Origin of the sequence: Achromobacter sp. 2789STDY5608615, from assembly GCF_001298995.1 — a bacterium.
GTDB classification, from domain to species: Bacteria; Pseudomonadota; Gammaproteobacteria; order Burkholderiales; family Burkholderiaceae_B; genus Achromobacter; species Achromobacter insuavis.
In genome coordinates this window covers 1-8112 of the sequence record NZ_CYTY01000055.1, presented here as the reverse complement: position 1 = coordinate 8112, position 8112 = coordinate 1, and the positions used below count along the sequence as shown (strand labels likewise).

The following is an 8112-nucleotide window of genomic DNA, read 5'->3' as shown; positions in this document are numbered from 1 at the left end:
CGTCGCGCGGGACGGCCCGCTATCGCGTCAGGTCCGCGCGGCCTGCCCGGCGGCCACCGGCGCGTCCTGGCCGACGCCGGCGGCGCGGTCGGCCTCGAAACCGTAGAACTGCATGTCTTCGTAGCGGATCCAGCGCGACTTTTTCACCAGCCGGTGGCCGATCCAGAACGCCAGGAACAGCGGGATCGCCAGGTAGGTCGAGACCACCCCGATCCAGTCGATGCGCTCGTCCAGGAAGGCCTGGTAGTTCTGGCCCAGCGTGACCAGCAGGCACAGCACGAAGGCGAACAGCGGGCCGAACGGGAACAGCCCGGCCTTGTAGGGCAGGTTGGCGGTGTCGTAGCCGTGCTTCACGTAGCCCTGGCGGAAGCGGTAGTGGCTGACGGCGATGCTGAGCCAGACGATGAACTCGGTCATGCCGGCGAAATTCAGCAGCCAGATGTAGACCGCCTTGGGGCTGTAGACCACGCTGAACATGCACAGGCAGGCCAGCGCGGTGGTGGCCAGCAGCGCGTACAGCGGCACGCCGTTGCCGGTCAGGCGCTTGAACACGGCCGGCGCCTGGCCCTCGACCGCCATGTTGAACAGCATCCGCGTGGCGGCGTACATGCCCGAATTGCCGGCCGACAGCACCGAGGTCAGGATCACCGCGTTCATCACGGTGGCCGCCGACAGCAGCCCGGCGTGCTGGAACACCAGCGTGAACGGGCTGACGGCGATGTCCTCGACTTCGTTGCGCAGCAGCTGCGGGTCGGTATAGGGGATCAGCAGGCCGATGATCAGGATCGCCAGCACGTAGAACAGCAGGATGCGCCAGAACACGTGGTTGATGGCGCGCGGCACGTTGCGGCGCGGGTTCTCGGATTCGCCGGCGGCCACGCCGACCAGCTCGGTGCCCTGGAACGAATAGGCCACCACCATGGCCACCCCGACCCAGGTGGCGGCGTTGCCGACGAAGGGCGCGTCGCCCACCGTCCAGTTGCGCAGGCCGACCGGCGCGTCGCTGTGGATGATGCCGACCAGCATGGCCACGCCCAGCACGATGAAGCACAGCACCGCCACCACCTTGATGATGGCGAACCAGTATTCGGCCTCGCCGAAGCTGCGCGCCGAGAAGGCGTTCAGGCCGAAGGTCAGCGCCAGGAAGACGACGCTCCAGATCCAGCCGGGGGTGTCGGGGAACCAGTACGCCATCACCAGCTGGGCGGCGACCACGTCCACCGCCACCACCGTGGCCCAGCTGAGCCAGAAGTTCCAGCCCAGCGCGAAGCCGAAGCCGCCGTCCACGTAGCGCGAGGCGTAGGTGCAGAACGAGCCCGAGACGGGCATGAAGGTGGCCAGTTCGCCCAGGCTGGTCATGATGAAATAGACCATCAGGCCGATCAGCAGGTAGACCGTGAGCGCGCCGCCCGGGCCGGCCTGGGCGATGGCCGCGCCCGAGGCGATGAACAGGCCGGTGCCGATGGCGCCGCCCAGGGCTATCATGGTCAGGTGGCGCGCCTTGAGCACGCGGTGCAACTGGTTCTTGCCGGCCGGAGGGGTTCCCGAATCTGTCGTCGGTGTTTTCATGGAATGCACAGGTTGATGCAAAGCGCTGCGCCGGCCACGAACGCCCGTCAGCGCCTGGTGGACACCGGGGGCAGTAGCCAGCCCGGGGGGCGCCTTGCCTAGGATTGCGTGTGACGGGCATTTTACAATGGGGCCATCCAGTGCCCGAACGGAGCCGTTGCATGGCTGCTTCTTCCCCAGATTCGTCCTCTTCTTCCCGCGCGATCGAACTGCTGCCCGAACCGGGCGCCGAGGTGCGTCAGTTGTTCATCCTGCTGCACGGCGTCGGCGGCGCGCCCGACAACCTGCTGCCGCTGGCCCAGGCCGTGCGCGCCGCGTTCCCCGCCGCGGCGATCCTGATCCCCGAGGGTTTCGAGCCGTTCGACGGCGGCGGCGCCGGCCGGCAATGGTTCTCGGTGCGCGGCGTCACCGAGGAAAACCGCCCCGAACGGGTGGCCCAGGCCCTGCCGCCGCTGGAGGCCTACGTGAAGCAGGCCCAGGCGCGCTTCGGCCTGCTGCAGTCCGACACCGCGCTGGCCGGCTTCTCGCAGGGCGCCATCATGGCGCTCGAACTGGTGCAGGCGCATGACGGCATGGCCGGCCGCGTGATCGCCTTTTCGGGCCGCTATGCGCAATTGCCCAAGGCCGCGCCGCAGTACACCACGCTGCACCTGTTGCACGGCGCGGCCGACGGCATAATGCCGGTGGCCCACATCCAGGCGGCGCAGGCGCGGCTGGACGAGCTGCATGGCGACGCCACCATCGACGTGGCCTCGCAGGTCGGCCACGAGCTGCACCCGGCGCTGATCCAGCGCGCCATCGAGCGGCTGCAGACCTGCGTGCCGCTGCGCAGCTGGGAAGCGGCGCTGGGCCTGAACCAGTCGCCGCCGGACGGCACCACGGTGCACTGACGCCGCGCCGATGAGTCCCGCCAAATCCTCCGCCGCCGCCCGCGACGCCGATCCGGTCGGCGGCGCGCAGAGCATCTTCCGGGTGCTGCGCATCCTCAAGTACGTGGGCGCCGCGCCCGCGCGCGGCGTCGGCCTGACCGACGTGGCGCGCGACCTGGGCCTGACGCCGCCGACCGCGCACCGCATGCTGTCGGCCCTGCTGCAAGAGGGCTTTCTGGCCCTCAACCCCAAGCTCAAGACCTACAGCCTGGGGCGCGAGTCGTACATCCTGGGGCTGGCGGCGGAAAGCCGCCACGGCATCAAGGCGATCGCCGAGTCGGCGGTGCTGCGGCTGGCCGAGTCCACCGGCGACACCAGCTTCCTGTCGGTGCGGTCGGGCCACGAGGCGGTCTGCGTCGACCGCAAGACGGGCGATTTCCCCATCAAGATCCTGACGCTGGAGGTCGGCCACCGCCGGCCGCTGGGCGTGGGGGCGGGCAGCCTGGCGCTGCTGGCGTTCCTGCCCAACGACGACATCGAGCGGGTGCTGGCGCGCTACGACGCCTCGGCCGCGCCGGACCTGCCGTCCACCGCGATGCTGCGCGAGGATATCGCCGCCGCCCGCAAACAAGGCTATGCGCTGAACCCGGGCCGCATCATTCCGGACATGCTGGGGGTGGGCGTGCCGGTGTACGACCGCGAGCAGCACGTGGTGGCCGCGCTCAGCGTGGCCGCGATCCGCTCGCGCTTGTCGGGGGCGCGGCTGCAGGAAGTGGTGGCGGCGCTGCAGCGCGCCGCCACGGAACTGGGCGCGGAGCTGGCGCCGCGCCCGGCCTGACGCGCGGCGCGACCGCGCGCGTCTCGGATCCGGGCAATCCGACAGGCATTGGACCGATCGGGAGATGGCCGGCAGGCGGCGCGTCCTGGCGTCCCGCTGGCCGGCCTGCTACGCCGGCTATCGTCCCGCGCAGGACTTGCCGCCGTCCACCGGCAGGCACACGCCGGTGATGTACTTCGCTTCGTCGCTGGCCAGGAACAGCGCGGCATGGGCCACGTCCCAGGCGTCGCCCATGCGGCCCATCGGGCTGGCGGCGTTGCGCCGCCGGCGCATTTCCTCGACATCCTCGAACTGGCCCGCGATCTGGGTGTAGATCAGCGGCGTGTCCATCACGCCCGGCAGCACCGCGTTGACGCGGATGTTGTCGGGCGCGTAGCGCACCGCCAGGGCGCGGGTCAGGTGGTTCAGCCCGGCCTTGGCGGCGTAGTACGAGGTGTATGGATAGGTGTTGACCTGGATCGAGGCCAGCGACGAGATGTTGACGATGCTGCCGCCGCCCTGGGCCAGCATGGCCGGCAGCACGTGCTTGCAGGTCAGGAACACGCCGGTCAGGTTGGTGTCCATGACGCGGTGCCAGCTTTCTTCGCTGGCCTCGATCGGGTCGCCCATCTCGGTGATGCCGACGTTGTTGTGCAGCACATCGATGCGGCCGGCCTCGGCCAGCGTGGCCTGCACCGCCGCCAGGATCTGCGCGCTGTCGGTCACGTCGGCCGCCAGCGCGGTGCAGCGGCCGCCTTCCTCGGCGATGATGCGGCGGGTTTCCTCGGCCGAATCGGCGCGCAGGTCGACCGCGAACACGTGCGCGCCTTCGCGGGCATAGAGCGCGGCGGCGGCGCGGCCGTTGCTCCAGCCCGGTCCGGACGAACCCGCGCCGAACACCAGCGCGGTCTTGCCTTGCATGCGCTGGCCCATGTCAGTCCACCGAGATGTGCGCGAACTCGGCCACCTTCTTCCACTTGGCCACGTCTTCCTTGATCATGGCGGCGAAGGCCTCCGGCTGGTCGGCCACCACGTAGGCGCCCACGCCGGCATACTTGGCCTGCACCTCGGGGTCGGCCAGCGCGCGGCGCGAGGCCTCGCCCAGCTTGGCCAGGATCGGCGCGGGCAGCCCGGCCGGGGCCAGCAGGCCGTTCCACATCTCGGCGTCATACGTCGGCAGGCCGACTTCGGCGAAGGTGGGCACGTCGGGCAGTTGCGGCAGGCGCTTGCGCGCGGCCACCACGATGGCGCGCAGGCTGCCCGACTGGATGTGCGCCATCGACGAGGCCGCCGTGTCCCACAGGATCGGCACCTGGCCGGCGATGACGTCGTTGAGCGCCGGGCCGGTGCCGCGATACGGCACGTGCATCATGTCCAGGCCCGACAGCGACTTGTAGTATTCCATCGCCATGTGGGTGGCGCCGCCGTTGCCCGACGAGGCATACGAATACTTGCCCGGCGCGCCCTTGACCAGCGCCACGAAGGAAGCGTAGTCCTTGGCCGGGAAGTCCTTGTTGACCACGATCACGCCCGGCACGCGGATGATCTGCGTGATGGGGGTGAAGTCCTTGACCGCGTCGTACGGCAGGTTCTTGTAGACGGCCGAGTTGGTGCCGTTGGTGCTGGAGGTGCCCAGCAGCAGCGTGTAGCCGTCGGGCGTGGCGCTGGCCACCGCGCGCGAGCCGACCGTGCCGCCGGCGCCGCCGCGGTTTTCCACCACCACCGCCTGGCCGATCTGCTTGCCCAGCGCTTCGGCGAAGATGCGGCCGACCACGTCCGAGGTGCCGCCGGGCGGGAAGGGCACGATCAGGCGGATCGGACGGTCGGGATAGTTGCTCTGGGCGCCGGCGGACGGCGCCAGCACGGTGGCCAGGGCGGCGGCCGCCGCGGTCAGCCAGGTACGGATCTTCATGGGTTGTCTCCTCGCTTGGTATGTCTGTGTTGTTATTCAGGCTCAGGCGATGCGGTCGCCCGGCTTGATCTTGGCGGCGCGGCTGTCGACGCCGGGCAGCATGTGCGCGGGGTCGCGCGTCACCACCACGTCCAGCACGGTGGGGCGGTCCTTGCAGGCATAGGCGGCGGCCAGCGCGGCCGGGATCTCGGCCGGGTCCTCCACCCGGATGCCGTTGCAGCCCAGCGCGCGCGCCACGTTGGCGTAGTTGGTCTCGGCCAGGTCCGACGACTGGTAGCTGCCGCTGCCGTACATCAGGTGCTGCAAGGCCTTGATATAGCCCGAGGCGGCATTGTTGACCACCACCAGGGTGAAGGCCAGGCCCATGCGCACGGCGGTTTCCAGTTCGCCCAGCGACATGTTGCAGCCGCCGTCGCCGGTCAGGCTGATCACCTGCCGCCCGGGCGCCGCCGCGGCCGCGCCGATGGCGCCGGGGATGCCGTAGCCGATCGACGCGAAGCCGCGGTCCGGCACGAAGCCGCGCCCGGCGCGCTTGGTGTCGAACAGCAGGCCGCCCCAGTGCGCGGCGAAGCCGCCGTCGGCCACCAGCACGCCGTCCTCGGGCAGGCTGGCGTTGATCTCGTGCATCAGGCGCGCCATGCCGATGGGCCGGTCGGCCGAGGTCAGCTTGGCGTGCACCGATTCGCGCCAGGTATGCATGGCCTGGCCGACTTCGGCGGCGTAGCTTTCCCGGCGGGCGGCGCCGTCGTCGGGCCGGGCGGCCAGGGACTGGTCCAGCTCGGCCAGTGTGGCGCGGGCGTCGCCCCACAGCCGCAGCGTCGGCGTGGTGGTGCGGTCGAATTCCTCGGCCACGATGTCCAGGTGGATGATGGGCGCGCCGGTGGCCAGCAGGTCATAGCGGCGCGTGGCCACTTCGCCCAGCTTGCAGCCGACCACGAACAGGCAGTCGGACTTGGCGATCAGGTCGTTGGCGATGCGGCTGTAGCGGCCGAACAGGCCCGCGTTCAGCGGATCGTCGCAGGCGATGGCGCCCTTGCCGCTCATGGTGTGGGCGACCGGGATGTTGTAGCGCCGGGCGAAGGCCTGCACCGCCTCGGCGGCCTCGCTGATGTGCACGCCGCCGCCGCACAGCATCAGCGGACGGGCGGCGCCGGCCAGCATGGCGGCGGCCTGCGCCAGGGCGTCGGCGTCGGGGCGGCAGCGCAGGGCGGGCGCGCGGCGGTAGGTGGCGCTGGCGTGGAAGGCGTCGGCGTCGAACGCGTGGACTTCATGCGCGATGTCCTCGGGCACGTCCAGCACCACCGGGCCGGGCCGGCCGCTGGTGGCGACCGCGAAGGCGCGCCGCACCAGTTCGGGAATGCGCTCGATCTTCTCGACCCGCAGCACGTCCTTGACCACCGGGCGCAGCACTTCCAGCTGGCGCGCTTCCTGCGTCATGTTCTTCCACGAATGCATGCGGTGCGAGTCGCCCACCAGCGCCACCATGGCGGTGCCGGCGTTGTAGGCCTCGGCCAGGCCGGTGACCAGGTTGGTGGCGCCGGGGCCGAGGGTGGCGTCGCACACGGCGGGGCGGCCGCTGACCTTGGTGTAGGCGTCGGCGGCGAACACCGCGCAGCGTTCGTCGTTGATCAGGTTGTGGTTCAGCTTCAGGCGTCGCACCGCGTCGTAGAACGGCAGCAGCTGGAAGCCGCCCATGCCGAACATCAGGCCGACGTCATGCGCCGCGAACATGCGGGCGATGGCTTCGCCGCCGGTGATTTCAAGGGTTTCCGACATGCGGGGAATGCTCCAGGTGGGTTGCGCGCCCGGCCAGCAGGGCGTCGATAAAGGATTTCAGGGGGGGCGCCGATGCGGCAGCCGAGTTCGCGGGCGCGGGCGTTGGCGCACGACACCACGCCGTCCTCGTAGCAGGAGCGCGCGTCGCCGATGCGGGCGCTGTGGGCCGACACGGTCAGCGCCGCGATGCCGCGCTGCTGCAGCAGGGGCAGGCGGCCGATGCCGGCGCTGTCCTTGCCGATGCCGGCGTCGTTGAAGGTCACCAGCCAGGGGCGGGGGCGCACGCCGTCGGTGGCCAGGCCCGCCAGCCGTTCGCCGTGCGAGGCGGTGACGGCGATGCGGCCGTCGTCGTCCGCCTCCAGCAACGAGACCGAGTCGGCGCCGATCACCCGCGGCGTGCCGTCGGCGGCCGTGGCCAGGACCGCGCGGGCCTCGTGGCGCGGCGCCGGCCAGGTCGGCGCCATGTCGGCATCGGCCAGCCGCCGCGCGGCCTGCGCCACGGCCATGCCGGGGCGGCAGCCGAGCGCATGGGCCAGGCCGTTGACGTGGCTGATGATGCCGTGGCGCGCCATGTCGGCGCCGTCGCCGATGCGGCAGCTGCGGTAGTCGGCGGTGGCGGCGGCCACGCCCCATTGCTGCAGTTCGTCCAGGCCGGCGATGCCGGCCTGCTGCCAGCCCACGCCGGCGTCGTTCAAGACCACCGCGCGCACCCGGCCTCGGGCGGCGCAATAGGCGGCGTAGCTGCCGCCGTGCGAGGCGGCGATCACCACGCGGCCGGCGTCCGTGGGGGCCAGCTTGGTGATGCTGTCGAGGATGCGCGCAGCCTCGGTGTGAATATGGTTTTCCATATTATGGATGTTTGGTCGAATTTTATTCGGGTTACGAGTTTCCGAGTGAAATCGACTTGTCTCTGTATAGGTTTGAATAATGATATGCAGCCGATTCTAAGAGGCGGCGGCTCGGATTCGCAATGTTGTCTCCATATTGTGGAAACTATATGAAGGAAGGCCGGGTGGCACAGGGCGAGCGGGCTAGGAGGGAGAGGCCGGCTGGAGCAATCGGTGCGGGACAGGGCGAGAAAGAGAGATAAGGCGGGCCGGGTCGGCTGGCGGCGCCGTCCGCCGGGCGCGCGCAGGCGCGGAGGCCTGCGGGGGGGGGCTTGCCCGGGG

The 8112-nt window shown here is 70.5% G+C and carries 7 protein-coding genes; 2 read left to right on the top strand and 5 right to left on the bottom strand.

The window, feature by feature from the left end; all coding sequences use genetic code 11:
* Window positions 1-27: 27 nt before the first annotated feature.
* Window positions 28-1569: an amino acid permease gene (locus tag AOZ49_RS28705; protein WP_054479223.1), complete on the bottom strand. Its 1542-nt coding sequence runs from the start codon at window positions 1567-1569 to the stop codon at window positions 28-30.
* A 161-nt stretch (window positions 1570-1730) separates the two neighbouring features.
* On the opposite strand from AOZ49_RS28705, the gene ypfH reads away from it, so the two are divergent.
* Both ypfH and AOZ49_RS28695 read left to right on the top strand, forming a co-directional pair.
* Entirely contained in the window at window positions 1731-2459 is a 729-nt protein-coding gene (gene ypfH / locus AOZ49_RS28700; protein WP_054479221.1) for an esterase, read from the top strand.
* A gap of 10 nt (window positions 2460-2469) precedes the next feature.
* A complete protein-coding gene (locus AOZ49_RS28695) occupies window positions 2470-3276 on the top strand; it encodes an IclR family transcriptional regulator (RefSeq protein WP_054431275.1) in 807 nt (268 codons plus the stop codon).
* 117 nt (window positions 3277-3393) lie between these two features.
* On the opposite strand, the gene AOZ49_RS28690 is transcribed toward AOZ49_RS28695, so the two are convergent.
* From AOZ49_RS28690 to AOZ49_RS28675, 4 genes are read right to left on the bottom strand one after another with little or no spacing between them, the layout of a single operon-like run.
* Entirely contained in the window at window positions 3394-4188 is a 795-nt protein-coding gene (locus AOZ49_RS28690; protein ID WP_054431276.1) for an SDR family NAD(P)-dependent oxidoreductase, read from the bottom strand.
* Window position 4189: 1 nt separating this feature from the next.
* Window positions 4190-5167: a Bug family tripartite tricarboxylate transporter substrate binding protein gene (locus AOZ49_RS28685; protein WP_054479219.1), complete on the bottom strand. Its 978-nt coding sequence runs from the start codon at window positions 5165-5167 to the stop codon at window positions 4190-4192.
* Window positions 5168-5209: 42 nt separating this feature from the next.
* Window positions 5210-6943: a thiamine pyrophosphate-binding protein gene (locus AOZ49_RS28680; RefSeq protein WP_054431278.1), complete on the bottom strand. Its 1734-nt coding sequence runs from the start codon at window positions 6941-6943 to the stop codon at window positions 5210-5212.
* Window positions 6871-7791, bottom strand: a complete 921-nt coding sequence (locus tag AOZ49_RS28675) for a hypothetical protein (RefSeq protein WP_156355774.1) — start codon at window positions 7789-7791, stop codon at window positions 6871-6873. The genes AOZ49_RS28680 and AOZ49_RS28675 overlap by 73 nt, the downstream gene beginning before the upstream one ends.
* Window positions 7792-8112: the final 321 nt, after the last annotated feature.